This window comes from Streptomyces sp. NPDC038213 (genome assembly GCF_055600495.1).
Genome location: NZ_JBVJYM010000004.1, coordinates 439,839 through 463,174 on the forward strand (window position 1 = coordinate 439,839; position 23,336 = coordinate 463,174).

A 23,336-nucleotide genomic window follows, 5' to 3' on the forward strand; every position below is an offset into this window, starting at 1 on the left:
CGCCCGGGTCCGTGGCGGCCGCCTGCGCGGCCCGCCTCTGTGTATGACACCACGCCGCGTCCCGGGGTGCAGCTCACACGGTGAACGCCTTATGCGCGGCTCGCTCGGTGTGGAACGCTTGTCGGTACACCCCGGGCTCCCGCACCCGCCGCACCTGCCGCGCGGCGCGGCCGGCGCCCGGCCGACCCGGGAAGACGCCCATGGCCGTGCCCCTGCCCCCGCCCGCCGCACTGACCGGCGCCCTCGCGGCCCTGGCCCTCGCGCTCACCGCGGCGTGCGGATCGCCGGGCAGCGCCGCCCCCGCCGCCCCCGTCCCCGTTTCCGCCTCCGTCCCCGCCCCGGTACCGGTACCCGCCTCCGCCGCCCCGGGCGCCTCCCGGATCCCGGCCGGCCCGTCGCCGTCCGTGCCCGCGGCGCCCGCTGCGCCCCCGGCCCCCGCCGCCCCCGCTGCGGCGCCCTCGCCCGCCGCCGTCCCGCCCGTCTCCGTGCTCTCCATACCGGCGATCGGCGTCCACGGGCTGCGGGTGGTCCCATACGTCGGCACGACGGACGACAGCCCCGGCACCGTGATCCAGAACCGCGGGGTCGCGGCCAGCCCGTACGGCCCGCGCGGCGGGGTCGGGCCGGGCCGCACCGGCAACTTCCTCGTCACCGCGCACCGGCTCTCCGCCGGCGGCCCGCTGCGCGACCTGCCCGCCCTGCGCGTGGGGGAGGCGGTCACCGTGACCGCCGCCGGGGTGGCCTACACGTACGAGATCACCGCGACGCGCAAGACCTCGTTCCGCTCGGAGCGCTCGCTGAGCGAGCAGCGCGCCGCGGTCCCCGGCTTCCCGGGCCGCACCCCCACCCGGGCGATGATCACGATCTCCACCTGCGCCACCCCCGAGGACCGGGCGGCGGGCAACTACTGGAGCGATGAGAACGGCAACCCGGAGCACCGCATCGACAAGATCGGCGTCCTGCGCTCCACCGCCCCGGCCGCCGGCTGACGGCCGCCCCCGGCGCGTCTGTGCCGTCTGTGCCGTCCACGGGGCGCTGTGGTGCCGGCACCCGGCCCGTACGGTGCCGGGTGCCGCACCGGCTGCCGGTGCCGCGGGCGCAACGGAGGGGCGGGGCCGGGCGGGGCCCAACCACAGGCGCCCGGCCCACCGCCGGCAGGGGGTGAACGGAAGGGGCCGGGGGCCCGGGGAGGATGGTCTTCCCCGGGCCCCCGGGTCGCGTGCGCCGCGGGGGGATTGCGGTGTGCATCTGACGCGACGTCTAGAGAAACGATCCGCCAGCCGTTTGGTCACGCCCGTACGGGAGTTCCCTCCCGTCCGCGGGCGCGTACGCGAGATCCGCCCCTACGGGCGACCGGCCGGGGCGGTCCTACTCGAAGCGCGAGGGGTCGCCCGCGCCCCGGCGGACGATCTCCGCCGTGCCGTCCGAGAAGTCCACGACGGTGGTGGGCTCGGTGCCGCAGTCCCCGGAGTCGAGCACGGCGTCCACCTCGTGGTCCAGCCGCTCCTTGATCTCCCAGCCCTGGGTCATCGGCTCGGCCTCGTCGGGCAGCAGCAGCGTGCTCGACAGCAGCGGCTCGCCCAGCTCCGCCAGCAGGGCCTGGGTGACGCGGTGGTCGGGGATCCGAACGCCCACGGTCTTCTTCTTCGGGTGCAGCAGCTGGCGCGGCACCTCCGAGGTCGCCGGGAGGATGAAGGTGTACGGGCCCGGGGTCGCCGCCTTCACGGCGCGGAACACGTCGTTGTCGATCCGGACGTACTGCCCCATCTGCGCGAAGCTCTGGCAGACGAGGGTGAAGTGGTGCCGGTCGTCCAGTTTGCGGATCGACCGGATCCGGGCGATGCCCTCGCGGTTGCCGGTCTGGCAGCCCAGCGCGAAGCAGGAGTCGGTCGGGTAGGCGACGAGGGAGCCGGAGCGGATCAGGTCGGCGACATGGGTCAGGGTGCGCCGCTGGGGGTTGTCGGGGTGCACGTCGAAGTACTTGGCCATGGGCCGAGCGTACGGCTCCCGGGGCCGTCCGGGGGACCGCAGGCGCCGCGCCCGCCGGACGGGCCGGCGGGCGCGGGCCGGGAGCGCGCGGCGCGCCGCGCGGGAGCGGCTACCAGATGGCCTCGACCCACTCGGGGTGGTCGATGAACGGGTTCCGGTTGCCCTGGAAGCTGTCGTAGATGACCTGGTTGCGGCGCTGCTCGAAGGCGTCCGGCGGGTCGAGCTCGTTCCACTGCTTCAGCACGCTGAGGCGGCCGTGCTTGGGGACCGAGCCGTTGATGAGGTCGTTGACCTCCAGGTCGGCGAAGCCGTCGTTGCCCTCGTAGCGCACCGACATGTACAGGATCATCCGGGCCACGTCGCCCTTGACCTCGTCGCGGGGCTCGAAGGAGTTGGAGTCCGTGAGGCTGTCGGGGGCCTCGCTGACCGGGCTGCCGCCGTGGTCGAAGTCCTTGTTCCCGCGGGTGCTGTTGACCGTGACGTCCTCGGGCCGTATGTGGTGCAGGTCCGTGCCCGGGCCGGTGGCGGTGCCGAAGTTCCCGTGGCTCTGCGCCCACACGTGCTCGCGGTTCCAGTCGTCGACCCCGCCGCCGTTGGTGGCCTTCGACTGGGAGCGGCCGGAGTAGAGCAGGACCACGTTGGCCGGGTTGGCCGGGTCCTCGTCGGTCACCTTCAGGGCGTTCCAGACGGCGCTGTACGAGATCTTGGTCTGGTTCTTGATGATGCCGTGCAGCGCGGCTTCCAGCTGGGCGCCCGTCTTGCCCTGGGCGGCGGCGTAGTAGTCGGCGTAGGCGGTGCCGGCCGTGTCCGCCGTGCCGGCCGATGCGGCGTCCGCCGCGGCGGCGGAGGCGGGGAGCTGGAGGAGGGCGAGCGCGAGGGCGGCCGGGACGGCGGCGACCGCCGCCCAGCGCGGACTGCGGAAGGTGGTCTTCACGTGGGGGAACCTTTCGGCACGCTGAGGACCCGCCGGTCGAGGAGGCGGGTTTCCGTCGGTGGGGGAGAGACTCACACCCCGTCATGCCGGGCAGGTGAAGGCGGTGCGTCATGCACATGACGGCGGTGCATGGCGAAGGTACACGCGGCAAAGCCCCTGCGGAACCCGCGTAGACACAACTTCCGAGTGGCCCGCGTCACCCGGCGGGCCGGGCCGGGGAACACCGGATGGCGCCCGGCGGAAGAAGCGGGGCGGCCGGGGAAACGGCAGGCGGCGAGGGGGTGGGCGTGGCCGGAAAACGTGTGCGGGGGCGACGGACCCGGTCCGCCGCCCCCGCACGTACTCCTGCGCCCCGCCGCGCGTCAGCGCAGGCGCCGCCAGCAGGGCGGCACCGCCCCCTTCTTGAGGTCGCGGGCCGGGATTCCACGACCCGCGGGATCAGCGGCCAGGGGGATGTCGCAGGTGATGACCAGCAGCCGCGCTCCGCGCGTCAACGCCACCGTGCCGCGCCCCGACGTGTACCCGGTGTAGAGCGTGCGCCGCGAGGAGATGCGGCGCACGGACTCCAGCCAACTACGGATGAGGGAAGGGGACTTGGCGCCCCCGCCGTCGTCGGGCACCGCGACGGCGGCCACGCTCCCGCCCGCCCGCACCAGGTCCACGACCGCCAGCCCGGCGTGCGGCCCGAGGCCGGAGGAGACGTCCCCGGGGCGGCTGCGGACCCGTCAGCCGGAGCGCTGGGCTCCGACGGGGGCCCGTACCGGGCGGTGGTGGGAGCCGGCCGGGGCCTGGAGGGCGTCGGCGACCAGGCGCACCCCGCGGGCCAGCCGCGCGAGCTGGTTGAGCTCCACGGCGTACATGCGGATCGAGTTCTCGATCACGGCCTCCGCGACGCCGAGGGAGGGCAGCTCGGCCCGGCTGGTCTCCAGGGCGGTGCGCACCGCGCGGATCTCGTGCTGGAGCTGGAGCTGCGCGTGGCGGGCGAGCAGGACGGGGTGGCGGTTGAGCGGGGTGTAGGCGGCGTACCGGGCCGGCAGCAGGTCCCGCAGCCAGCGTGCGGCGGAGCGTTCCCATTCGTGGCTGCCGGGGCTTTTGACCTGGACGGGCCAGTCGGGGCTGGACGCGGTGTGGGAGGTCTGAGTCATGGTCATGCTCGTCGCTTCACGTTCTCGGGAGGTGGGGGCGGTCCCGGCCCAGGGGTTGACCGGGACCGCCGTGGCGCTGCTACGGGATGTCCGCGAGGACCTCCCGGGTCCGGCGTGAGGAGGAAGGAACGCCGTGCCCTGGGGGTCCGGGAGGGCGTGGGGAGTGCCCTCCGTGGCATCGGGTGATCCGTGCGCCGTACTGAAGTAAATATATATACCGTTGAGTAGGCAAGGGTATGAAAAATTTCATGCGCCTCCGAGGTGTGAAAACCGGAGGAACGGCGTGGCCTGCGGCGGGTCCCCGGAACGCCGTGCGCCCGGCAGTCCGCAGGGGACTGCCGGGCGCAGGAGGGGCGGGGGAACGGGCGGGACGGGCGGGGGAGCGGCCTCAGTCCTCCGCGCCGGCGGCGCACGCGGGGTGGCCCCAGCGGCTGCCGACCCGGGTGATGGTCTCGCCCGCGGTGTACGGGCGCCCGCAGGGGCAGGTGCCGGGGAACTTCGCCTTGAGCGTGGCGCGGCCGCGGCCCCCGGCCGCCTTCCGGGCCGGGGAGGCGGAGCCCTTCGCCGCCGCGCCGGCGGAACGCCGTGCGGGGGCGGCGCGGCCGGGGTCGGGCACCGGCGGGAGCGGGTGCCCGTGGGCCGTGCCGGCGGGCTCCTGTGAGACCGCGGCGTCACTGGCGGCCTGGTCGGCGACGGCGTTGAGCCGGTCGCCGTCCACCCGGTGCGCGGCGACGTGGCGGAACTCCACGTCGCGGTCGGCCAGCAGCGCGTCGATGCGCTCGACGAGCTCGCGGTTGGCCACCGGCTTGCCCGCGGCGGTCCTCCAGCCGTTGCGCTTCCATGCGGGGAGCCACTGGGTCACGGCCTTCATGGCGTACTGCGAGTCCATCCGCACCTCGGCGGCCGTGCCCGGCTCCAGTGCCTCCAGCAGGCGCAGGAGCGCGGTCAGTTCCCCGACGTTGTTCGTGGCGCGGCCCAGCGGTCCGGCCTCCCAGCGGTCCGGTTCGCCGTCCGGGCCGGCGATGACCCAGGCCCAGGCGGCCGGTCCGGGATTGCCCTTCGCCGCCCCGTCGCAGGCGGCAGTGATCCGTACAGACATGCCCCGATCATGCCCCACCGGCGGGGGTGCCCGCGCCGGCCCGGGTGTTCTCCACGGCGGCGACCAGCGGGGCGAGTTCCGGTACGAGCCGGGCCTCGTCCAGGGCCTCGCGCAGGGCGGCGTCGTTGGCGGGGCGGGCCGCCGCGAGCAGCTCCAGGCCCGCGGCGCTCACGTCGGTGTAGATGCCGCGCCGGTCGGTGTCGCACAGGTAGCGGTTGAGCAGCCCGCGGTCCTCCAGCCTGGTGACCAGCCGCGTGGTCGCGCTCTGGCTCAGCACCACGGCGTCGGCGACCTGGCTCATCCGCAGGTGCCCGCCCGGGCCGCTGTGCTGGCGGCTGAGCACGTCGAGCAGCGAGTACTCGCGCACGCTCAGCCCGTGCCCGGACTGCAGGGCCCGCTCGATGTGGCCCTCGATGCGCCCGTGCAGGAGGGAGAGGGCGCACCAGCCCTGGGCGAGGGCGGTGAGCGCGCTGTCCGTGGCCGTCATGGGCTCCTCCTTGCGGGACCGGGGTGGCCGAGTGGCGGGGGCGGCGGACCGGGGCGGCTGCCCCGGGCCGGTGCCGGTGCCTCCAGGATAGGCGACGAACGAAATAGCCCGCGCTTGCAAATATCCCGCGTCTGCAATTATTGTGGACGCTGGTAAACGGCGGTCGTGACCGACGCGCCCCTCCGGCCGGGCGGTCCCGCAGCGCACCGCGCCCGCCGCAGCAGCCACCGCACCCCTCCGCTCGAAGGACCCCCCATGCCCCTCGCCCTCCTCGCCCTGGCCATCGGCGCCTTCGGGATCGGCACCACCGAGTTCGTGATCATGGGCCTGCTCCCCGAGGTCGCCGCCGACTACGGCGTGTCCATCCCCACCGCAGGCCTCCTCGTCACCGGATACGCCCTCGGCGTGGTCCTCGGCGCCCCGCTGATGACCGTCCTCGGCACCCGCATCCCCCGCAAGCGGATGCTGATGCTCCTGATGGGCCTGTTCGTGGCGGGCAACGTGCTGTCCGCCCTCGCCCCCACCTTCGGCGTCATGCTCGGCGGACGGGTCGTCGCCTCCCTCGCGCACGGCGCCTTCTTCGGCATCGGCGCGGTCGTCGCCGCCGAACTCGTCGCCCCCGAGAAGAAGGCCGGGGCCATCGCGATGATGTTCACCGGCCTGACCGTCGCCAACGTGGTCGGTGTCCCGCTCGGCACCCTCGTCGGCCAGAGCCTCGGCTGGCGGACCACGTTCCTGCTCGTCGCCGCCCTCGGCGTCCTCGGACTGCTCGGCATCGCCCGCCTGGTCCCCGACCTGCCCCGGCCCGAGGGGGTCCGCATCCGCCACGAGCTGGCCGCCTTCAAGAACGTGCAGGTCCTGCTGGCCATGGCCATGACCGTGCTGGGCTTCGGCGGGGTCTTCGCGGCCATCACGTACGTCGCGCCGATGATGACCGAGGTCGCCGGGTTCGCCGACACCTCCGTCACCTGGATCCTCGTCCTCTTCGGGCTCGGCATGGTCGCCGGCAACCTCATCGGAGGCCGGTTCGCCGACCGGGCGCTGATGCCGATGCTGTACGCCTCCCTGGGCGGGCTGGCCGTGGTCCTGGCCCTCTTCACGCTCACCGCGCACTCCAAGGCCGGGGCCGCCGCCACGGTCGTCCTCATCGGAGCCCTCGGCTTCGCGACCGTGCCGCCCCTGCAGAAGCGGGTGCTCGACCAGGCGGCCGGCGCCCCCACGCTGGCCTCCGCCGTCAACATCGGCGCCTTCAACCTCGGCAACGCCCTCGCCGCCTGGCTCGGCGGGCTCGTCATCGCTGCCGGACTCGGCTGGACCGCCCCGAACTGGGTCGGCGCCGCCCTCGCCGCCTCCGCACTGGTCCTCGCCTTCGTGTCCGCCGCGCTGGAGCGCCGTACCGGCGGCCCCGCCGCGGGCCGCACCGCGGCCGCGCCCCCCGCGCCCGCCGCCGGGACGGCCGCCGCCGCGGCCGGCCGCTGACGGCACCATCCCCCTGTCACCCCCACCCCCGTCTCCGGAGAACCACCGTGTCCACCACCCCCGCCACTGCCTTCGCCCCCCTGACCACCGAGGACGCCGAGCTCCTCGTCTCGGCCGCCCGGGCCGCCGCCGAGGCGGCCGGCGCCCTCGTCAGCGTCACCGTCCTGGACGCGGGCGGCCACCTCCTCGCCTTCCGGCGGGCGGACCGCGCCGTGCTGATCTCCGGAGAGACCAGCACCCGCAAGGCCTACACCGCCCTCCAGCTCGACGCCCCCACCGCCGACCTCGTGGACGCGGTCCGCCCCGGCGGTCCCTTCCACACCCTGCCCACGGCCCTGGACCGGCCCCTGCTCTTCATCGCGGGCGGGCTCCCCGTCCACCGCGGGGGCCGCATCATCGGCGCCGTCGGGGTCGGCGGCGCCGCTCCCGCCGAGGACCACGGCTTCGCGGCCGCCGCGCTCGCGGAGCTCGCCGCCCGCGACGCCGCCTGAGCCCCGGCGGACCTGCGGGCCCGGGAGCCCGGGGAGGCGGGCGGCCGGGGCGTGAGCCCGCCCCGACGCGCCCCCGGCCCGTCCCGGGCCGCCCCAGGCCCCTCCCGCCCCCGGTCGCGAGCCCGCGCCCCCCGTGCCAGGTTGGTACGGGTACACGGGAGAACCGGGGGTACGGGCACGTGATGAGCCGACGGAGGCACCGCACGCAGCGCAGCCGGGTCCGGCCGCGGCCCCGCGGCCGGACCGGCTGCGCGGCCGCGGCCGCCGCCGCGTTCGTGCTCCTCGGCCTACCCGCCTGCACCACGGCCCCCGGGGCCGACGGGATCCGGGAACCGGCCGCGCCCCCGGGCACCGCCGCCCCCACCGGCCCCGGCACGGCGCCCGCGCCCGTACCCCCGGCGACCCGGGTGCCCGCCGCCACGCCGACGGCCGCCCACCCGCTGTCCAGCGCCCCGCGCACCGTCCCGGCCGTACGCGAGCACGTCCCGGCCCGCGGCCCCGGCTGGAAGCCCGCCCCCGGCGCGCGGGTCGTCGTACCGGCCGCGGACGCGGCGGCGCTCGGCGACGAGGGCAGGCTGCTCGCGGGCGAGCTGCGGCTCGGCTACTCGGACGGCTCCGCCGCGGGCCCCGGCGACGTCGAGCTCGCCCTCGCCGCCCCCGGCTCCGGTCCCCGCGAGTCGTACACGCTGACCGTCCGGGACGGCCGCGCCCGTGTGACCGGCCCCGACGAGGCCGGGGTCTTCTACGGCACCAGGACCCTCAAGCAGGCCGTCGCCGCGGCCGGGGCGGCCCCCGAGGGCACGGTGCGCGACGCGCCCGCCGCCCCGCAGCGCGGCCTCAACCTCGACATCGCCCGCAAGCCCTTCACCGCGGTCTGGATCGAGGACCGGCTGCGCGAGATGGCCGACCTCAAGCTCAACCAGCTCGGCCTGCACTTCTCCGACGACCAGGCCTTCCGGATCGAGTCCGAGACGCACCCCGAGATCGTCTCGACCCCCCACCTCACCAAGGAGGAGGTCCGGCGCATCACCGCCCTCGCCGCCCGCCTCCACATCACCGTCGTCCCCGAGATCGACTCCCCCGGCCACCTCGGCGCCGTCCTGCGCGCCCACCCCGGGCTCCAGCTGCGCGATGCGGCGGGCCGGGCGGTGAAGGGGGCCGTGGACATCTCCGACCCGGCCGCGGCCCGGCTCGTGGACGAGCTGCTGCGCGAGTACCTGCCGCTGTTCCCGGGCGCCCCCTGGCACCTGGGCGCGGACGAGTACCAGGCCCTCGTCCGCCGCGACCCGCAGGCCTCCTTCCCGCAGCTCGCGCAGGCCGCCCGGCAGCGGTACGGGCCCTCGGCGCGCGTGCGCGACCTGGCCGCGGGCTGGCTCAACGACCGGGCGGCGGTGGTGCGGGCCGCGGGCCGGACCCCCAAGGCCTGGAACGACGCACTGTTCCCCGGCGGGGTGGTCAAGGCCGCGCCGGACATCGAGGTCGAGTACTGGACGGGCCGCGAACTGGGCGCCCGCCCGCCCCTCGCGTACCTGGAGGAGGGCCGCAGGCTGGTCAACCTCAACGACGAGTACCTGTACTACGTGCTGGGCGAGCCGAACCGCTTCACCTACCCCACCGGCCGCCGGATCTTCGAGCAGTGGACCCCGCTGGTGCTGCGCGGCACCACGCCCGTGCCCGCCCGGTACGCCTCCCGGATCCTGGGCGCGCGGCTCGCCGTGTGGTGCGACCTGGCGGGAGCGCAGACCCAGGCGCAGGTGGCCGCCGGCATCCGGATGCCGCTGGCCGCCCTGGCGCAGAAGGTCTGGGACCCGAGGCCCCCGCAGCAGTCCTGGACGGAGTTCAAGGCCCTCGCCGACCGGCTGCGCTGATCCGCCGGTATCCGGTGTGGAGACGGCCTGGAGGAGGCCGAGGCGGTCTAGAGGAAGAAGCTGTGCTGGTCGGCCACCTGCTCGTAGCCCTCCAGCCTGGTCTGAGTCCGCTCCGGGTCGGCGTCCGCCATGGCCTGGAGCAGGGCGGCGGCGAGCACTCCGGGGGCCGAGTACGAGTCGAACACGAGCCGCGAGCCCGTGCCCGCGGTCAGGGCCACGTCGGCCTCCTCGACCAGCGGTCCGAGCGTCAGGTCGGTGATCAGCGCGACGCGCAGCCCCGTGCTGCGGGCCGCCCGCAGCGCCGCCAGGGTCTCGTTGGCGTGCCGCGGCATCGCGAAGGCCAGCACCCAGGTGCCCCCGGCGGAGCGGGACTGGAGCAGGGCGTCGTAGGCGACGCTGCCGCCGCGGGTGACCAGGCGCACGTCGGGGTGGATCCGCCGGGCCGCGTAGGCGAAGTACTCGGCGAGGGAGACGGAGATGCGCAGGCCGAGCACGGTGAGCGGGACGGACCGGGCGAGCTCCCGGCCGATGTCGAGGACCTGGTTCGTGTCGGCGAGGAGCCGGCGCACGTTCTGCAGGTTCTCGATCTCGGCGTCCACCGCGGCCTGGAGCTCGTTGCGCCGGATCTGCTCGGGGCTCTGCGGGGAGCCCGCGACCGCGCTGAGGGCCAGCGGCTGGAGGGCGTCGCGCAGGGCGGGGTAGCCGGTGAAGCCGAGGGAGGTGGCGAAGCGGGTCACGGAGGGCTGGCTCACCCCGGCGCGCTCGGCGATCTCGGTGATCGACAGGAACGCGGCCTCGGTGAGGTGGTCGATCAGGTACTGGGCGATCCGCCGCTGGCCGGGCGACAGCCGCTGCCCGTCGAACATCGCGCGCACCTGGTCGGCCGGGCCGCGCGCCTCGTCCGACGACAGCCCGGGAGTGATCGCGGCCGCCTGTGCGCGCGCCTGCTGCCCCGATGCCACGGTACGCCCTCCTTCTGTCACGCCTCGTGTTCCAACATAGCCCAAGGGGCCACGCTGTGATCATGATCGCGGAGAGGGGGAGGGGTGCGCGCGCCGGGGTGCGGGGCCGGGCCCGGACCGGGGTCCGGCCGGGGTCCGGCCCCGCGGGGATCAGCGGCCGAGCAGCTTCAGCGCCCGCTTGCCCTCGGCGGACTCGCCGAGGGTCTTCCACAGCTTCGCGGAGCTGGTCGAGGTGTAGACGCCGGGGGCGCCCTGCTCCGCGCAGCCCTCGCCGTACGACACGATGCCGATCTGGTACGTGCGGCCCGCGACCCGGCGGAACAGCGGACCGCCGCTGTCGCCCTGGCAGGAGTCCCTGCCCTCGACCCCGGCGCAGACGTTGACGGCCTTGTCGTAGCCGGGGTAGGTGGCCTTGCACTCGAAGTGCGACACGAGCGGCACGGTCACCCCGCGCAGCCGGTCGGGGTAGCTCGGTATGTCGGTGTCCGTGTTGCCCCAGCCGATGACCGCGGCCTTGGCGCCCGGGCGCAGCAGTGCGTCGGTGCCCTGGGTCGGCAGCTTGACGGCGGCCACGCCCCGGACGGGCTCGGCCAGTTCGATCAGGGCGAGATCGTAGGCCTCGTTGCCCTTCACGTACCGGGGGTGCGAGACGATGCTGCGGACCTGGCGCAGGTGGCCCTGGCGCTTGTCGGACAGGACGGTGCGGCCGACGGTGACCTCGATCTCCTTGGGCTTCGTGCCGGTCACGCAGTGCGCGGCCGTCAGCACGAAGTTCCGGTCGATGAGGCTGCCGCCGCAGAACTGCCGGTCCACGGGGCTGCCCTTGCCCTTGCCGAGCAGGGCGGCCATCCACGGGTAGGAGCCGTCGGACTGCTCCTTGCCGCCGATGATGCCCTGCGGGGGCTTGACGGGGTCCGGGGCCGCGACCGCGGCGGCGGCCGGTCCGGCCGCGCCGGCGAAGAGGGCCAGGGCCGCGCCCGAGGCCGCGAGGACGGCGGTGGCCGTGCGGTGGCCGCGGGAGGCGGACGGGAACGTCTTCATGGGGGGTGGTTCTCCAACTTCCTCGTAAGGATGTCCAAAGGTCCGGACTTTTAGGGCCGTTGACCTGCGGACACGTACCGACGTACGAGAGGGGGAACCGGCCGGGGAGGTTCACTGCCCGGGGCGGGAAGATCGGAAAGGCCGGAAAGCGCTGCCGGGGCGCGCCGGTGCCCGCCCGCCGGGGAGGACCTCCCGGCGGGCGGGCGGGCCGGGTGCGCGGTGGCGCGCGGTGTGCGGGGCGTCGGGTCAGCGTGCGGGGCAGGGCTTCCAGGCGAAGTGGTACAGGGTGCTGAAGGCCCCGTCGGTGGAGTCCATGGTCATGAAGCTGTTGGTGTTGGCCGTGTCCGACGTGCCGCCGTTGATGCGGAGTTCGGTGTTCACGTTGAAGTAGCGCTTCTCACCGCAGGGCGCGAAGGCCAGGGACTCGACCGGGGTGACGTCGGTCGCCTCCCAGTTGTTGACGAGCGGCCCGTTGAAGGTGTGGCTGTGGCGCGCGGTGCCCGACATGCCCTGGAAGTAGTAGCCGGCCTGCTGGCTGCCGGAGGCTCCGGGCTGGAGGCTCGCGAACCCGCGGTAGTCGACCTTGGCGATGGCGTAGGTGTAGCCCTGCGGGACGTTGACGTCCAGTCCGAGCTGGCAGTTCTTGCGGAAGTCGGTCGGCAGCGCGCCCTTGCCCGCCTGCGCCAGGTAGCTGCTGTACGTGACGGTGAAGGCGGTGTTGTCGGGGGACACGGCCACGCTGGCGCTGCCGAGGGGGCAGCCCGAGCCGTTGACGGAGACGAGTCCGATGGTGATGGCGCCGTCCGGCACCGCCGGCAGCGGACGGGGGGCGGCCATTCCCGAGGACGGGGTGAGGGCTGCGACGGCGACGAGTGCGGCGGCCGCACCGCCGGTGAACACGGATCTGAACACGGAAGTCCCTTCCGTTCGTGCGGTGCGGGTGGGACTCCGCACCGCGGTTCGCACCTACCGGCCGCACTCCATCACCCTGGTGACGCTCCGTCAGGTATTGCCGGGCCGCCCCGGCGCCGCGTCCACCCGGTCGGCCCTGTCAGGCGCCGGGCTCCCGGAGGTGGCCGACGGCGTCCTCGTACGAGCCCTCCCGGGGCCCGGCCTCGGGGGCGTAGCGCAGGTCCAGCACGCCGGTGTCGAAGGTCTGCGCCGACACCAGCCGCAGCGGAACGGGCTCCATGCCGTCCTCGAAGAGCCGCATCCCGCTGCGGACGGCGATCGGGTGCACCATCAGGTGCAGCTCGTCCAGCAGCCCGGCCGCGAGCAGCTGGCGGACCACGGACACCGAGCCGCTGATCGCGACGGGCGTGTCGCCCGGGCCCGCCTTCAGGGCCGCCGCGGCCTCCTCCAGGGTTCCCTGGTGCAGTTCGGAGTTGCGCCAGGTGAAGGTGAGCGGCTGCGAGGAGACGACGATCTTGCGGGCGTCCCCGAGCACCTTCGCGAAGGGGGCGTCCTCGCCGCCCGCCGCCTCCCGCTCCGGCCAGGACCCGGCGAAGCTGTCGTACGTCTTGCGCCCCAGCAGCAGGGTGTCGACGTTCCCGAGGTCGGTGCCGACGGCCGCCCCCATCGCGTCGTCGAAATAGGGGAAGTGCCACTTCTCGGGTGCTTCCACCACGCCGTCGAGGGCCACGAAGAGCTGTGCGGTGATCTTCCTCATGGGTCCAGTAGACGATGCGGCCCGGCCCGGTCCCCGGGTACGACGCGCGGGGAATCCGGGCCGGGAGGGCGCGGGCGGGGCCGGGCGGGGTCCCGCCCGGAGCCGTCAGACGGCCGGGCGCACGCCGGTCACGACCGTGGCCGCCGAGAGCAGGAAGACGTCCGGGCGGTTCAGGATCCCGTCCGGGGACTCCCGGTCCACGAGCACGCCCAGCACCTTCGCGTCCTCCTCGCCGAGGGACTCGGCGGCGATGCCGTGCACGCGGCTCAGGTGGCCGTGCAGGAACTCCCGGCCGGTCGCCCCCAGCGGGGCCGGCAGGTCGAGCAGATCGGTGAAGGTGCGCGGCGAGGCCAGCCCGGCCCGGCCGAACATCGCCGTCCAGTCCTCGTGCACCGTGACGCTGCCGGGCAGCTCCGTGCGCATCCGCTCGAACCACACCTCCTGCGCCGCGTCGAGCCGCGCCTGGAGCCCCGGCGTGCCCATCCCGATCTCGCGCGGCAGGAACCGCATCGGCAGCCCGCCCTCGGACACCGCCAGCAGCCCGCCGGGCCGCAGTACGGCGGCCAGCCCGGCCAGCGCGCCCTCCTGGTCGCCCAGGTGGTGCACCGCCTTGCTGCTCCAGACCAGGTCGGCGGCGCCCAGCGCCCCGTCCGCCAGCCCCGCAGGGAGATCGGCGTGCCGTACGGTGACCCGCCCGGCCAGCCCGAGGCGCGCGGCCCGCTCCAGGGCGCGGTCCAGCAGCCCCGGGGTCCCGTCCACGGCCACCACCTCGGCCTCGGGGAAGGCCTCCGCGAGCACGCAGGTCATCACCCCCGGGCCGCTGCCGACGTCGAGGATGCGGCGGACGGGGTGCCCGGGGCCGACGAGCGCGCGCAGCCGGGCCGCGATCCGGTGCAGCGAGGGGAGCTGGACCTCGCCGTTCTGTTCGAGCTGGGTGGCGAGGGCGTCCCAGTCGATCTCGGTGCCGTGGGCGTGGCCGCCGTGCCCGTTCCCGTGGCCGGAGCCGTTCCCGTGGCCGCCGTGGCCGTTCCCGTGACCGTGGTCGTGCGGCTGACGGCCCTGTGCGGATTCCTGGTGTGTGTCCATGTCCGCGAGGGTGCACCCGCTGCTCCGGTCCCGGCAAACTTTGTTGCCGATTCCGCAACGCCGGGGTGGAATGCCCCCATGGACCAGCCCGCCTCCCGCCAGACCGCCCCCCGCCCGCACGCCGCGCACCGGCCCGGCACCCTCCCGCCCGCACCCCCCGCCGAGCGGCCCGGGGCCCACCAGGCCGTGCTCGACGAGGTGGCCCCCCGCCTGCGCAGGCTCCGCGCCCAGCGGGGTCTGACCCTGGCCGCCCTCTCCGAGGCCACCGGCATCTCCAAGAGCACCCTCTCCCGGCTGGAGTCGGGCGGCCGCCGGCCCAGCCTCGAACTCCTCCTGCCCCTCGCCGCCGCCTACCGGGTCCCGCTCGACGACCTGGTCGGGGCCCCCGAGGTGGGCGACCCGCGGGTACGCCTCACCCCCCGCGCCCTGCCGAACGGCGGCACGGTCGTCCCCCTCACCCGCACCCCCGGCCCCCTCCAGGCGTACAAGATGATCATCCTCGACCGGGGTCCCGAACCCGACCTGCGGACCCACGAGGGCTACGAGTGGCTGTACGTGCTCGACGGGCGGCTGCGCCTGGTCCTGGCCGGACACGACCTGGTGCTCGGCGCGGGAGAGGCAGCCGAGTTCGACACCCGGGTCCCGCACTGGTTCAGCAGCGCCGACGGCAGGCCCGTCGAGATCCTCAGCCTCTTCGGCCGGCAGGGCGAGCGGATGCACGTCCGGGCCCGGCCGGAGTCCGCCGCGGACCGCGAGGGGGCCGGGGGCGCGGACGGGGGCCGCGACGGGGGCGAGGGCGGGTTCTGAGGCTGCTCCGAGCGCCCCTCCGCCCCCGCCCCACCCGCGCCGCCCCGTCCCCGGATAGATTGCATGTACGTGACACAAGAAACCCGTGAAATCCGACCCGCCGCCCGCGCGTTCGACTCGCTGCTGGCCACCGCCGTCCGGAGCGCCGCCGACCTGCGCACCCTGTACGAGGAGCCCGGCGAACTCGCCCGCCTCAAGGCCGTGGACCGCATCCACGACGTGACCCGCGCGGTCATCGCCCGCTCCTCGCTGGTCTTCGTCGCCAGCGCCGACGCCGCCGGGAACTGCGACGTCACCCCGCGGGGCGGCCCCGCCGGATTCGTCTCCGTACTCGACGAGTTCACCCTCGCCATCCCCGACGCCACCGGCAACAAGCGGCTGGACACCTGCCACAACATCGTCGAGACGGGCCGCGCGGGCCTCCTCTTCGTGATCCCGGGCCGGTCGACCACCCTGCGCGTCAACGGCCGCGCCTGCGTCTCCGCCGACCCCGGCCTCCTGGAGCGGCTCACCCCGGTCGGCAAGCCCCCGCGCAGCGCCATCGTCGTGGAGGTCGAGGAGGCGTACCAGCACTGCCCCAAGTCCTTCCTGCGCTCCGGCGCCTGGAAGCCGGACGAGTGGCCCGCCGAGACCGCCGCCCCCAGCTCCGCCGAGGTCACCCTCTCCCACCTCGCCCGCGTCCGCGCGGACCTCACCCTCGACCGGATCCGCGCCAACGAGCGCGACTCCCTCCTGCACCGCTACGAGTGAACCGTCCGGGTCGCCGCCGCGCCGGGCCCGGGCCACCATGGGGGAGGGGCGGTAGCGGGGGCCGGGAGCAGGTGAGGGCCGTGGCACGACCCCGTGGTGGCGGACCGGACGTACTCGTCGTGGGCGCCGGGCCGGTCGGCCTGAGCGCGGCAGCCGAACTGCGCCGCCGCGGCACCGCCTGCCGGCTCGTGGACCGGCTGCCCGCCCGGCTCCCGTACGCGAAGGCCATCGGCATCCAGCCGCGCACGCTGGAGCTGTGGGACCGGATGGGGCTGGTGCGCGCGGTGCTGGAGGCGGCCGTGCCGCTGCGCGGGCAGCTCGCCTACCTCGACGGGCGGGAGCAGGCGCGCACCGAGCTGCGCCTCCCGCCCGAGGTGCCGTACGGGTTCGCCACCCTGCCCCAGTACGAGACCGAGCGCCTGTTGGAGGAGTACCTCGCCGGGCTCGGGACGGCGATCGAGCGCGGTACGGAGCTGCTGTCCTTCGAGCAGGACGCCGACGGGGTCACGGCGCGGCTCGCCGTCGGGGCGCACGGACAGGCGGCCGGGGGCGGAGCGGACGCGGGCCGGGAGGAGGAGCTGCGGGTCCGCTACCTCATCGGCTGCGACGGTGCGCACAGTACGGTCCGCAAGGCCCTCGGCCTGGGATTCGAAGGTGGGGCCTTCCCCGAGCAGTTCATGCTGGCCGACGTGGAGGCCGACTGGGACCTGCCGCCCGGGTACGCCGTGCGCTCCACCCGCCGCACCGGCGGGGCCTCCGAGGTCCTCGTGGCCGTACCGCTGCCCGGCGCGGGCCGCTACCGGCTCTCGATGACCGTGCCGCCCGCGGACACCGCGGCGGCGGACCCGGCGGACGGGGTGGCCCACGGGCTCGGCGGCGGACCCGCCCCCGGACTCGACCGCATCCAGGAGGCCGTCGACCGGCTCGCACCCCGGCCCGCCGCCCTCTCCGGGATGCGCTGGTCCTCCCTGTTCCGCATCAGCCACCGCCTCGCGAGCGCCTACGGCGGAGGCCGGGCCTTCATCGCGGGCGACGCCGCCCACATCCACCCGCCGACCGGCGCCCAGGGCATGAACACCGGCATCCAGGACGCCTGCAACCTCGCCTGGAAGATCGCCGCCGTCCTCGCCGGAGAGGCGGGCCCGGCCCTGCTCGACACGTACGGCGCCGAACGCCGCCCGGTCGGCGAGGAGGTCGTCGGCCGCACCGTCCGGCACGCCGCCGAGGGGGTCCAGGCCGACCCCGAGGACCCGCGCACCCTGCTGCTGCGCGAGGCGCAGCTGCTCGTCAGCTACCGGGGCGGGCCCCTCGCGGGCACCCCGCACGGCCCCGGCGACGCCCCGCAGCCGGGCGACCGGGCCCCCGACTGCGGGGGCCTGTCCCACCCGCTCGCCGCCTACCCGCTGCGCCTGCTCGACGTGCTGCGCGGCCACCCCGGGCACGTCCTGCTGCTGTACGCGACGGGCCCCGAGGACCGGCCCGACACCCTGGCCACGGCCTCCGCCGCCCGGGCCGCCGGCACCCCGCTCGCCCTCCGCGCCGTCCTCGCCCGCGAAGCCCCGCCGGACACGGCGCCCGCCCTCCCCCGGACCGCCTACCGCGACGCCGCCGGCGAGTTCGCCCGGCTCTACCGCCCCGAAGGCCCTGCCGCCTTCCTGATCCGCCCCGACGGCCAACTCGGCGCCCGCTTCGCCCTCGCGGAGGCCGAGGACGCCCTCTTCGAGTACGTCACCGCCCTGCGCGCCTGGTCCTGAAGGAGACCCGGGCCCCGGGGCGCGTCTGCGTGCTGGCCCGTCTGCCCGTCCGGCCTGCGCCGCTCGTCCGCCGAGCCCGCAGTGCGGCTGATGGCCCGTCCGGTGACCCGACGGCCCGCGCCTGCGCCGTCCGGCCGCGCTGGAGCCGGGGCACGAGCGCGTCCGGCCCGCCCGCCTGTGCGCGTCTGGTTGTTGCGTCCGCCGCGGGAGCGCCCGGCGCACCGACCCCCGCCGCCCGGCGCTCCCGCAGCGTCGCGTACGCGGGCGCGCGCATTGCCTATCGTGGCCGGATGACACAGATGCCGGGGCTGCCCCCACACGGGCGGGCCGCCGCCACCACGCCGTCCGGCCGCCGGCCCGGCGGGCCGCAGGGCCCGGTGCCCGGGGGCGCGGCCGGTCGGCAGGGGGAGGCGGGTGGCGGGGGTCGCGGCCCCGCCGAACTCGCCGGGGCCGGGGCCTTCCCCCGGCTCGTCGAGCGGGCCCGGGCGCTCGCCGCGGCCCCCGGCGGCGGGCGGCGGATCCTCGGGATCGCCGGGCCGCCCGGGGCGGGCAAGTCCACCCTGGCGGAGCGGCTCCTGCACGCGCTCGGCCCGCAGTGCGCCGCCGTCGTGCCGATGGACGGCTTCCACCTCGCCGGGGCCGAACTGCACCGCCTCGGCCGCGCCGACCGCAAGGGCGCCCCCGACACCTTCGACGTTGCGGGCTACACCGCCCTGCTGCGACGGCTGCGCGCCCCCGCGGACACCGCCGGACCCGGACCCGTCTACGCCCCGGCCTTCGACCGCTCCCTGGAGGAGCCCGTCGCGGGCAGCATCCCGGTCGGGCCCGGCGTAACCCTGGTCATCACGGAGGGGAACTACCTGCTCCACGACGCGGGGGAGTGGGCGCACGTACGGCCCCTGCTCGACGAGGCCTGGTTCCTCGCGCCCGAAGAGGGTCTGCGCGTAAGCCGCCTGATCGACCGCCACGTACGGCACGGCCGTACTCGGGACGCGGCCGAGGCCTGGGTGCGGCGCTCCGACGAGGCCAACGCCCGCCTGATCGCCCCGGGCCGCTCCCGCGCCGACCTGGTCCTCACCGGCCTCGGCTGAGCACGCGGGCGGGCGGCACACGGGCGGGCAGGCGGGCGGTACGCCGACGGGCACGGGTCCGGCCGCGAGGCCCGGGCGGCCCGGCCGCGCGCGGCAGCCCCCTCAGCGGTCCGTGCCGCCCGCGCCCGGCGCCATGTCGTACGTGACCCACATGGTCCGCTGCGCCACCTGGTCGTACTTCGCACGCGCCCGGTGGTTGTCGTCCGCCGTGATCCAGCGGACCACGCTCCAGCCGCGCTCCGCCGCCAGCTCCGCCAGCGCGCCGAGCAGCAGGTCCGCCGCGCCCGAGCCGCGGTGCTGCGGATCCACGAACAGGTCGTCGAGGAAGCAGCCCACGCTCGCCGACAGCGGCCGGGCGTACGGCCGGTAGTGCGCCAGGCCCAGCAGCCGGCCCGCGGAGTCCTCCGCCACCAGGCCGTTCACCTCGTGCCCCGGGTCGCCGAGCCAGGACCACACGGTCTCAGCCATCTCCTCGGTCTGCTCCACCCGGTAGAAATCGGCGTACCCCCGGTACAGCTCCCCCCACCGGTCCCGGTCCCCGGCTCGTACGGCGCGCACACTGATATCGGTCATGAGACGGAACTCCCTGGTCGGACGGGTCCGCGCCGGGTGCGGGCGCACCGCGCGGGTCATGGCAACGATCATCCTCGACGGCGGCCGCCCGCCCCCTGCGCCGGGGTGTCGAAACCCGGACACGCGGACTTCCGCTACGGACAGGTGACACCCGCCCTCCCGGGGTTACCGTCGGCGGCATGGTCGCTGATCACCGAGGACCGCTGCCCGCCCGCGGGCCGCGCACCGGATGGCTCCCCTGCCTGCTCGCCGGGGCGGTGTTCGTCGTCTGCATGGCCGGCACCACCCTGCCGACCCCGCTCTACGGGCTCTACCAGGAGAAGTTCGGCTTCGACGAGCTGATGGTCACGGTGGTCTACGCCGTCTACGCCTTCGGCGTGATCGGCGTCCTGCTCCTGGCCGGCAACGCCTCCGACGCCGTGGGCCGCCGCCCCGTCCTGCTCGCCGGACTGGCCTGCGCCGCCGCCAGCGCCGGCTGCTTCCTCGCTGCCGACGGCACCGGCTGGCTCTTCGCCGGACGCATGCTGTCCGGACTCTCCGCCGGACTGTTCACCGGCGCCGCCACCGCCTACGTGATGGAGCTGGCCCCGCCCGGCGGCTCCGCCCGCGCCACCTTCGTCGCCACCGCCGCCAACATGGGCGGCCTCGGCTGCGGCCCGCTCCTCGCCGGGATCCTCGCCGCATACGCCCCCGACCCCCTCGCCCTGCCCTTCCTCGTCCACCTCGGGCTCGTCGCCGCCTCCGCCGCCGTACTGCTCCGGCTCCCCGAAACCGTGCCGGAACGCCGACCGCTGCGCACCGTACGGCCCCAGCGGCCCGGACTGCCCGCCCAGGTCCGCACCGTGTTCGCCCCCGCCGCGACCGCCGCCTTCGTCGGCTTCGCCCTCTTCGGGGTGTTCACCTCCGTCAGCCCCTCCTTCCTCGCCCAGTCCCTGGACGTGCACAACCGCGCCCTCAGCGGGCTCGTCGTCGCCCTCGCCTTCTTCTCCTCCACCGCCGGCCAACTCGCCGTGGGCCGCGCCGGGGTGGCCCGCTCCCTGCCGCTCGGCTGCGCCGGACTGCTCGGCGGACTGGCCTGCCTGGCCGGCGCCCTCCACTTCGACCTGCTGGCCCTCGTCGTCCTCAGCGCCGTCATCGGGGGCGCCGGGCAGGGGCTCGCCTTCCGCGCGGCCCTCGCCGCCGTCGCCGCCGCGGCCCCGCCGCAGCAGCGCGCCGCCGTCATCTCCACCCTCTTCGTGGTGGCCTACACCGGCATCTCGGTCCCCGTCATCGGAGTCGGGCTGCTCGTCGGCCCGCTCGGCCTCGAAGGCGCCGGACTGGTCTTCATCGCCTGCATGGCGGCCCTGGTCGCGGCCGCCGCCGGCTACCTCCTGCGGCACCCGGTCCGCACCGGGCCCGCGCGCTGAGCGCACGGACTATGCTGCCCGCGGCGGCCCGCACGCCGGCCGAACAGCCCCCGACAGACAAGGCGAACGGTGTCCGAAACCGCTCCGGAAATCCCGTACCCCGACAGCAGCACCCCGGCAGCCGGCCCCCGGCCGCACCCGCAGCTGGAGCCGGTACTCGGCCTCCTCGGCCGCTGGCGGGGCGAGGGCAGCGGCCAGTACCCCACCCTCGACGAGGACTTCCGCTACGCACAGGAGGTCGTCTTCAGCCACGACGGCCGCCCCTTCCTGCACTACGAGGCCCGCGCCTGGCTCCTCGGGCCGGACGGCGCCCCGCTGCGCCCCGCCGGCCGGGAGACGGGCTGGTGGCGGGTCACCCCCGACGCCGGCCTCGAAGTGGTCCTCGCCCATCCGACGGGCATCGTGGAGACCTACACCGGCAGCGCCGCCCGCTCCGGCGGCGGCGAAGCGGGGCCCGCCGGGGCGGAGTTCGCCATCGAGACGAAGGAGGTGGCCCTGACCCCGCTGGCGAAGGAGGTCACCGCCACCCGGCGCCGGTACGCCCTCGACGGGGACTCCCTGACCGTCGTGCACGACATGGCCGCCGTGGGCCAGCCCCTCCAGCACCACCTCACCACCCGCCTCCGGCGGCTGCCCGCCTGAGCCGGTCGGGTCGCCCGACGCCGGAACTCGTCCCAGGCAGAGGTCTCCGGTCCGGTGGTCACCGTGCAGCCCTTCACCGGCGAGGACGAGGCCCTGCGCCTCGCCCACGGGTTCCGCCTCGGGCTCGCCGCCGACATCTGGACCGCCGACCACGACCGGATCATGCGCGCCCCCCCCCGGGCCCTGGAACGCGGCTTCGAGGAGGGCCCGGCCCTCCTCGTCGCGGGCCTCGGGGCCCGCTACGGCATTGACTGCGCCGCGGGCATTGCCCCCCGGGCCCCCAGCGCCCACAATCGGGCTCCGCGCGCCCGACGGACGGCGCGCACGCGGAGAGCGCACCGCGCAGGGCAGGGGGGGCGGATGGAGGCGCACGAGCCGGCGGGAGTGCTGTTCACGGTCCTCGCGCTGACCACGGTGCAGATCTGCGCCGCCCGCCTGTGGCTGTGGTGGGACGAGCGCCGCGAAGACCGGCGGAGTCCCGTCCCCGCCCGCGAGCCCGCCCCGCTGACCCTGTCCGAGGTCGCCTTCCTCCACGGCGGCCGCCCCCGCGTGGCCGAGACCGCCATGGCCGCCCTGTGGCTCTCGGGCCGCCTCTCCGTCACGGGCCGGTACGGGGTCCTCGTCGGCCCCGGCCCCCGGCCCCGCGACCCCGCCCAGGCCGCCGTGGTCGCCGCCCGGGGCAGCCACCACGGCCGCGACGCCCGGCAGGTCCGCGATGCGGCGGCCCGCTCCGAGGCGCTGCGCTGGGCCGGCAGCAGGCTCTTCACCGACGGGCTCGTGACCGCCCGCGCCGACGGGGTGCTGCGCCCCCTGCGCCGCCTCCACGCGGTCGCGGCCGTGCTCACGGCGGTGGCGGGCCTCGTCTGGATCAAGACGAGCGCCATCGGGGGCGCCGGACTGCTGGTCCCCGCGGCCGCCACCGCCGCCGTGGCCGCCTGCGACGCCGCCACGGCCCGGCTGACCCGCGCCCAGCCCCCGGTCGCCCTCACCGGGGCGGGCCGCAGCCTCCTCGCCGGGCTGGACCCGGACGGGGCCTGGGTCCGCCGGACCCCGGGCGGCCGCACCCTCTCCCGGGAGGAGGCCCGCACCCTCGCCGCCGTGGCCCGCACCGGACTCGGCGCCCTGCCCCCCTCGGCGGGGCTCGCCGAAGCGGTCCGCGGACCGCGTACGGGTACGCGCACGCGTACGGGCTCCCGCACCGGCCAGGGCCGCGGACCGCGTACGGGCGCGCGTACGGGATCGCGCTGACGGACCTCCCGCCCGGCGCCCCCCGCTGCCGACTGCCCGCCCTGCTTCTCGGACCGGCTCCGCGGCGGAGAGCGGGAGGCCCGCGCCCGCCGGGTCGCACCGAAAATGCCGAGCGCAGGCCCGGACGCCCGTGTTAGGAAGGCCGTCCGCGTCCCCCGGCCCCCGTGGCCGTCCCCCCCGCCGGAGCCGAGCACCCATGGCCCTTCCCGTACCGCCCCCGCCGCACCAGCCCGCAGCCGCCCGGGTCGTCGTCCTCAACGGCGGATCCAGCGCGGGCAAGTCCACCCTCTCCCGCGAACTCCGCCGGATCCTGCCGGACCTGTGGCTCGGCTTCAGCGTGGACGACCTGGTCGACGCCCTGCCCGAGGGTCGCGGGATCGAGTTCCCGGAGGGCGGGGACGTGGTCGTGGGCCCCGAATTCGAGGCGGCCGAGGCCGCCTGGCGGGCCGGGATCGCGGCCATGGTCCGTGCCGGCGCCCGGATCGTCGTGGACGAGGTCTTCCTCGGCGGCCCCGCCTCGCAGGCGCGCTGGGCCGCCGCCCTCGACGGACTGGACGTGCTGTGGGTGGGCGTGCGCTGCGCCCCGGAGGCGGCCGGCGCCCGGGAGGCCGCCCGCGGCGACCGCCCCGCGGGCATGGCCGCACAGCAGGCGGACCTCGTCCACCGCGGGGTCCGCTACGACCTGGAGGTCGACACCACGCACACCCCGCCCGCACAGTGTGCGAAAGCCGTCGCCGCCCACCTCACCCCCCGCCCGCCGCGCTGAACCCCGCGGCCGGGCGCGCCCGGCCGCACTTCCGCCCCCCTGCCGGGAC

24 protein-coding genes and 1 pseudogene are annotated in these 23,336 nt (G+C 76.0%); 13 read left to right on the top strand and 12 right to left on the bottom strand.

Annotated elements, in window-relative coordinates:
• Positions 1-200: 200 nt before the first annotated feature.
• On the top strand, positions 201-989 hold the full coding sequence (locus ACZ7JZ_RS09195) for a sortase domain-containing protein (protein ID WP_470935135.1): 789 nt from the start codon (positions 201-203) through the stop codon (positions 987-989).
• 379 nt (positions 990-1,368) lie between these two features.
• Here the strand turns inward: ACZ7JZ_RS09195 and ACZ7JZ_RS09200 are convergent, their stop codons facing one another.
• The 6 genes from ACZ7JZ_RS09200 to ACZ7JZ_RS09225 all read right to left on the bottom strand — a co-directional run bounded on the left by ACZ7JZ_RS09200 (position 1,369) and on the right by ACZ7JZ_RS09225 (position 5,654).
• On the bottom strand, positions 1,369-1,989 hold the full coding sequence (locus ACZ7JZ_RS09200; protein WP_470935137.1) for an L-threonylcarbamoyladenylate synthase: 621 nt from the start codon (positions 1,987-1,989) through the stop codon (positions 1,369-1,371).
• A 109-nt stretch (positions 1,990-2,098) separates the two neighbouring features.
• A complete protein-coding gene (locus ACZ7JZ_RS09205; protein WP_470935140.1) occupies positions 2,099-2,923 on the bottom strand; it encodes an endonuclease I family protein in 825 nt (274 codons plus the stop codon).
• Positions 2,924-3,285: 362 nt separating this feature from the next.
• A complete protein-coding gene (locus ACZ7JZ_RS09210; RefSeq protein ID WP_470935142.1) occupies positions 3,286-3,585 on the bottom strand; it encodes a hypothetical protein in 300 nt (99 codons plus the stop codon).
• 63 nt (positions 3,586-3,648) lie between these two features.
• Positions 3,649-4,074, bottom strand: coding sequence for a hypothetical protein (locus ACZ7JZ_RS09215; protein ID WP_470935144.1), 426 nt, complete (start codon positions 4,072-4,074; stop codon positions 3,649-3,651).
• Between the two features lie 382 nt (positions 4,075-4,456).
• A complete protein-coding gene (locus ACZ7JZ_RS09220) occupies positions 4,457-5,167 on the bottom strand; it encodes a ribonuclease H family protein (RefSeq protein WP_470935147.1) in 711 nt (236 codons plus the stop codon).
• A gap of 7 nt (positions 5,168-5,174) precedes the next feature.
• Positions 5,175-5,654, bottom strand: a complete 480-nt coding sequence (locus ACZ7JZ_RS09225) for a MarR family winged helix-turn-helix transcriptional regulator (protein ID WP_470935150.1) — start codon at positions 5,652-5,654, stop codon at positions 5,175-5,177.
• Between the two features lie 255 nt (positions 5,655-5,909).
• On the opposite strand from ACZ7JZ_RS09225, the gene ACZ7JZ_RS09230 reads away from it, so the two are divergent.
• The 3 genes from ACZ7JZ_RS09230 (at position 5,910) to ACZ7JZ_RS09240 (ending at position 9,492) form a co-directional block, all read left to right on the top strand.
• A complete protein-coding gene (locus ACZ7JZ_RS09230) occupies positions 5,910-7,133 on the top strand; it encodes an MFS transporter (RefSeq protein ID WP_470935153.1) in 1,224 nt (407 codons plus the stop codon).
• A 47-nt stretch (positions 7,134-7,180) separates the two neighbouring features.
• Positions 7,181-7,624, top strand: a complete 444-nt coding sequence (locus tag ACZ7JZ_RS09235; RefSeq protein ID WP_470935155.1) for a GlcG/HbpS family heme-binding protein — start codon at positions 7,181-7,183, stop codon at positions 7,622-7,624.
• Positions 7,625-7,806: 182 nt separating this feature from the next.
• Positions 7,807-9,492 carry a beta-N-acetylhexosaminidase gene (locus ACZ7JZ_RS09240; protein WP_470935158.1) on the top strand — a complete coding sequence of 562 codons (1,686 nt, stop codon included), beginning with the start codon at positions 7,807-7,809 and terminating at the stop codon, positions 9,490-9,492.
• 47 nt (positions 9,493-9,539) lie between these two features.
• On the opposite strand, the gene ACZ7JZ_RS09245 is transcribed toward ACZ7JZ_RS09240, so the two are convergent.
• The 5 genes from ACZ7JZ_RS09245 to ACZ7JZ_RS09265 all read right to left on the bottom strand — a co-directional run bounded on the left by ACZ7JZ_RS09245 (position 9,540) and on the right by ACZ7JZ_RS09265 (position 14,250).
• A complete protein-coding gene (locus ACZ7JZ_RS09245; RefSeq protein ID WP_470935161.1) occupies positions 9,540-10,454 on the bottom strand; it encodes a MurR/RpiR family transcriptional regulator in 915 nt (304 codons plus the stop codon).
• 150 nt (positions 10,455-10,604) lie between these two features.
• Positions 10,605-11,495 carry a S1 family serine peptidase gene (locus ACZ7JZ_RS09250; RefSeq protein ID WP_470935164.1) on the bottom strand — a complete coding sequence of 297 codons (891 nt, stop codon included), beginning with the start codon at positions 11,493-11,495 and terminating at the stop codon, positions 10,605-10,607.
• A 246-nt stretch (positions 11,496-11,741) separates the two neighbouring features.
• The gene (locus ACZ7JZ_RS09255) at positions 11,742-12,332 is read right to left on the bottom strand and encodes a DUF4360 domain-containing protein (RefSeq protein ID WP_470935270.1); all 591 of its coding nucleotides are present in this window, start codon (positions 12,330-12,332) and stop codon (positions 11,742-11,744) included.
• A 214-nt stretch (positions 12,333-12,546) separates the two neighbouring features.
• A complete protein-coding gene (locus ACZ7JZ_RS09260) occupies positions 12,547-13,164 on the bottom strand; it encodes a dihydrofolate reductase family protein (protein WP_470935167.1) in 618 nt (205 codons plus the stop codon).
• A gap of 105 nt (positions 13,165-13,269) precedes the next feature.
• Positions 13,270-14,250, bottom strand: coding sequence for a class I SAM-dependent methyltransferase (locus tag ACZ7JZ_RS09265; protein ID WP_470935170.1), 981 nt, complete (start codon positions 14,248-14,250; stop codon positions 13,270-13,272).
• Positions 14,251-14,328: 78 nt separating this feature from the next.
• On the opposite strand from ACZ7JZ_RS09265, the gene ACZ7JZ_RS09270 reads away from it, so the two are divergent.
• The 4 genes from ACZ7JZ_RS09270 to ACZ7JZ_RS09285 all read left to right on the top strand — a co-directional run bounded on the left by ACZ7JZ_RS09270 (position 14,329) and on the right by ACZ7JZ_RS09285 (position 18,652).
• The gene (locus tag ACZ7JZ_RS09270) at positions 14,329-15,057 is read left to right on the top strand and encodes a helix-turn-helix domain-containing protein (RefSeq protein ID WP_470935173.1); all 729 of its coding nucleotides are present in this window, start codon (positions 14,329-14,331) and stop codon (positions 15,055-15,057) included.
• 69 nt (positions 15,058-15,126) lie between these two features.
• Positions 15,127-15,807 (top strand): MSMEG_1061 family FMN-dependent PPOX-type flavoprotein, encoded by a 681-nt coding sequence (locus ACZ7JZ_RS09275; RefSeq protein ID WP_470935176.1) that lies wholly within the window; start codon positions 15,127-15,129, stop codon positions 15,805-15,807.
• 80 nt (positions 15,808-15,887) lie between these two features.
• Positions 15,888-17,561: an FAD-dependent monooxygenase gene (locus ACZ7JZ_RS09280; RefSeq protein ID WP_470935179.1), complete on the top strand. Its 1,674-nt coding sequence runs from the start codon at positions 15,888-15,890 to the stop codon at positions 17,559-17,561.
• Between the two features lie 290 nt (positions 17,562-17,851).
• The gene (locus ACZ7JZ_RS09285; RefSeq protein ID WP_470935182.1) at positions 17,852-18,652 is read left to right on the top strand and encodes a nucleoside/nucleotide kinase family protein; all 801 of its coding nucleotides are present in this window, start codon (positions 17,852-17,854) and stop codon (positions 18,650-18,652) included.
• Between the two features lie 102 nt (positions 18,653-18,754).
• Here the strand turns inward: ACZ7JZ_RS09285 and ACZ7JZ_RS09290 are convergent, their stop codons facing one another.
• Complete coding sequence (locus ACZ7JZ_RS09290; RefSeq protein ID WP_470935185.1) at positions 18,755-19,225, bottom strand: GNAT family N-acetyltransferase; 471 nt, start codon at positions 19,223-19,225, stop codon at positions 18,755-18,757.
• Between the two features lie 179 nt (positions 19,226-19,404).
• On the opposite strand from ACZ7JZ_RS09290, the gene ACZ7JZ_RS09295 reads away from it, so the two are divergent.
• From ACZ7JZ_RS09295 to ACZ7JZ_RS09315, 5 genes and pseudogenes are all read left to right on the top strand, one after another.
• Positions 19,405-20,631 (top strand): MFS transporter, encoded by a 1,227-nt coding sequence (locus ACZ7JZ_RS09295; protein WP_470935188.1) that lies wholly within the window; start codon positions 19,405-19,407, stop codon positions 20,629-20,631.
• A 69-nt stretch (positions 20,632-20,700) separates the two neighbouring features.
• Positions 20,701-21,273, top strand: a complete 573-nt coding sequence (locus tag ACZ7JZ_RS09300; protein WP_470935191.1) for a heme-binding beta-barrel domain-containing protein — start codon at positions 20,701-20,703, stop codon at positions 21,271-21,273.
• Positions 21,274-21,309: 36 nt separating this feature from the next.
• A pseudogene (locus ACZ7JZ_RS09305) lies at positions 21,310-21,432 on the top strand (aldehyde dehydrogenase family protein); the annotation flags it as partial.
• Positions 21,433-21,633: 201 nt separating this feature from the next.
• Positions 21,634-22,521 (top strand): TIGR04222 domain-containing membrane protein, encoded by an 888-nt coding sequence (locus ACZ7JZ_RS09310; RefSeq protein WP_470935273.1) that lies wholly within the window; start codon positions 21,634-21,636, stop codon positions 22,519-22,521.
• Positions 22,522-22,717: 196 nt separating this feature from the next.
• Entirely contained in the window at positions 22,718-23,287 is a 570-nt protein-coding gene (locus ACZ7JZ_RS09315; protein WP_470935194.1) for a chloramphenicol phosphotransferase CPT family protein, read from the top strand.
• Positions 23,288-23,336 lie beyond the last annotated feature (49 nt).

Excerpts from the sequence above, each read along its gene's own strand:
- ACZ7JZ_RS09195 (WP_470935135.1), top strand. The coding sequence starts at position 201 with ATGGCCGTGCCCCTGCCCCCGCCCGCCGCACTGACCGGCGCCCTCGCG.
- ACZ7JZ_RS09200 (WP_470935137.1), bottom strand. The coding sequence starts at position 1,989 with ATGGCCAAGTACTTCGACGTGCACCCCGACAACCCCCAGCGGCGCACC.
- ACZ7JZ_RS09215 (WP_470935144.1), bottom strand. The coding sequence starts at position 4,074 with ATGACCATGACTCAGACCTCCCACACCGCGTCCAGCCCCGACTGGCCC.
- ACZ7JZ_RS09220 (WP_470935147.1), bottom strand. The coding sequence starts at position 5,167 with ATGTCTGTACGGATCACTGCCGCCTGCGACGGGGCGGCGAAGGGCAAT.
- ACZ7JZ_RS09225 (WP_470935150.1), bottom strand. The coding sequence starts at position 5,654 with ATGACGGCCACGGACAGCGCGCTCACCGCCCTCGCCCAGGGCTGGTGC.
- ACZ7JZ_RS09230 (WP_470935153.1), top strand. The coding sequence starts at position 5,910 with ATGCCCCTCGCCCTCCTCGCCCTGGCCATCGGCGCCTTCGGGATCGGC.
- ACZ7JZ_RS09240 (WP_470935158.1), top strand. The coding sequence starts at position 7,807 with ATGAGCCGACGGAGGCACCGCACGCAGCGCAGCCGGGTCCGGCCGCGG.
- ACZ7JZ_RS09250 (WP_470935164.1), bottom strand. The coding sequence starts at position 11,495 with ATGAAGACGTTCCCGTCCGCCTCCCGCGGCCACCGCACGGCCACCGCC.
- ACZ7JZ_RS09255 (WP_470935270.1), bottom strand. The coding sequence starts at position 12,332 with ATGGCCGCCCCCCGTCCGCTGCCGGCGGTGCCGGACGGCGCCATCACC.
- ACZ7JZ_RS09260 (WP_470935167.1), bottom strand. The coding sequence starts at position 13,164 with ATGAGGAAGATCACCGCACAGCTCTTCGTGGCCCTCGACGGCGTGGTG.
- ACZ7JZ_RS09265 (WP_470935170.1), bottom strand. The coding sequence starts at position 14,250 with ATGGACACACACCAGGAATCCGCACAGGGCCGTCAGCCGCACGACCAC.
- ACZ7JZ_RS09270 (WP_470935173.1), top strand. The coding sequence starts at position 14,329 with ATGGACCAGCCCGCCTCCCGCCAGACCGCCCCCCGCCCGCACGCCGCG.
- ACZ7JZ_RS09285 (WP_470935182.1), top strand. The coding sequence starts at position 17,852 with ATGACACAGATGCCGGGGCTGCCCCCACACGGGCGGGCCGCCGCCACC.
- ACZ7JZ_RS09290 (WP_470935185.1), bottom strand. The coding sequence starts at position 19,225 with ATGACCGATATCAGTGTGCGCGCCGTACGAGCCGGGGACCGGGACCGG.
- ACZ7JZ_RS09295 (WP_470935188.1), top strand. The coding sequence starts at position 19,405 with ATGGTCGCTGATCACCGAGGACCGCTGCCCGCCCGCGGGCCGCGCACC.
- ACZ7JZ_RS09310 (WP_470935273.1), top strand. The coding sequence starts at position 21,634 with ATGGAGGCGCACGAGCCGGCGGGAGTGCTGTTCACGGTCCTCGCGCTG.
- ACZ7JZ_RS09315 (WP_470935194.1), top strand. The coding sequence starts at position 22,718 with ATGGCCCTTCCCGTACCGCCCCCGCCGCACCAGCCCGCAGCCGCCCGG.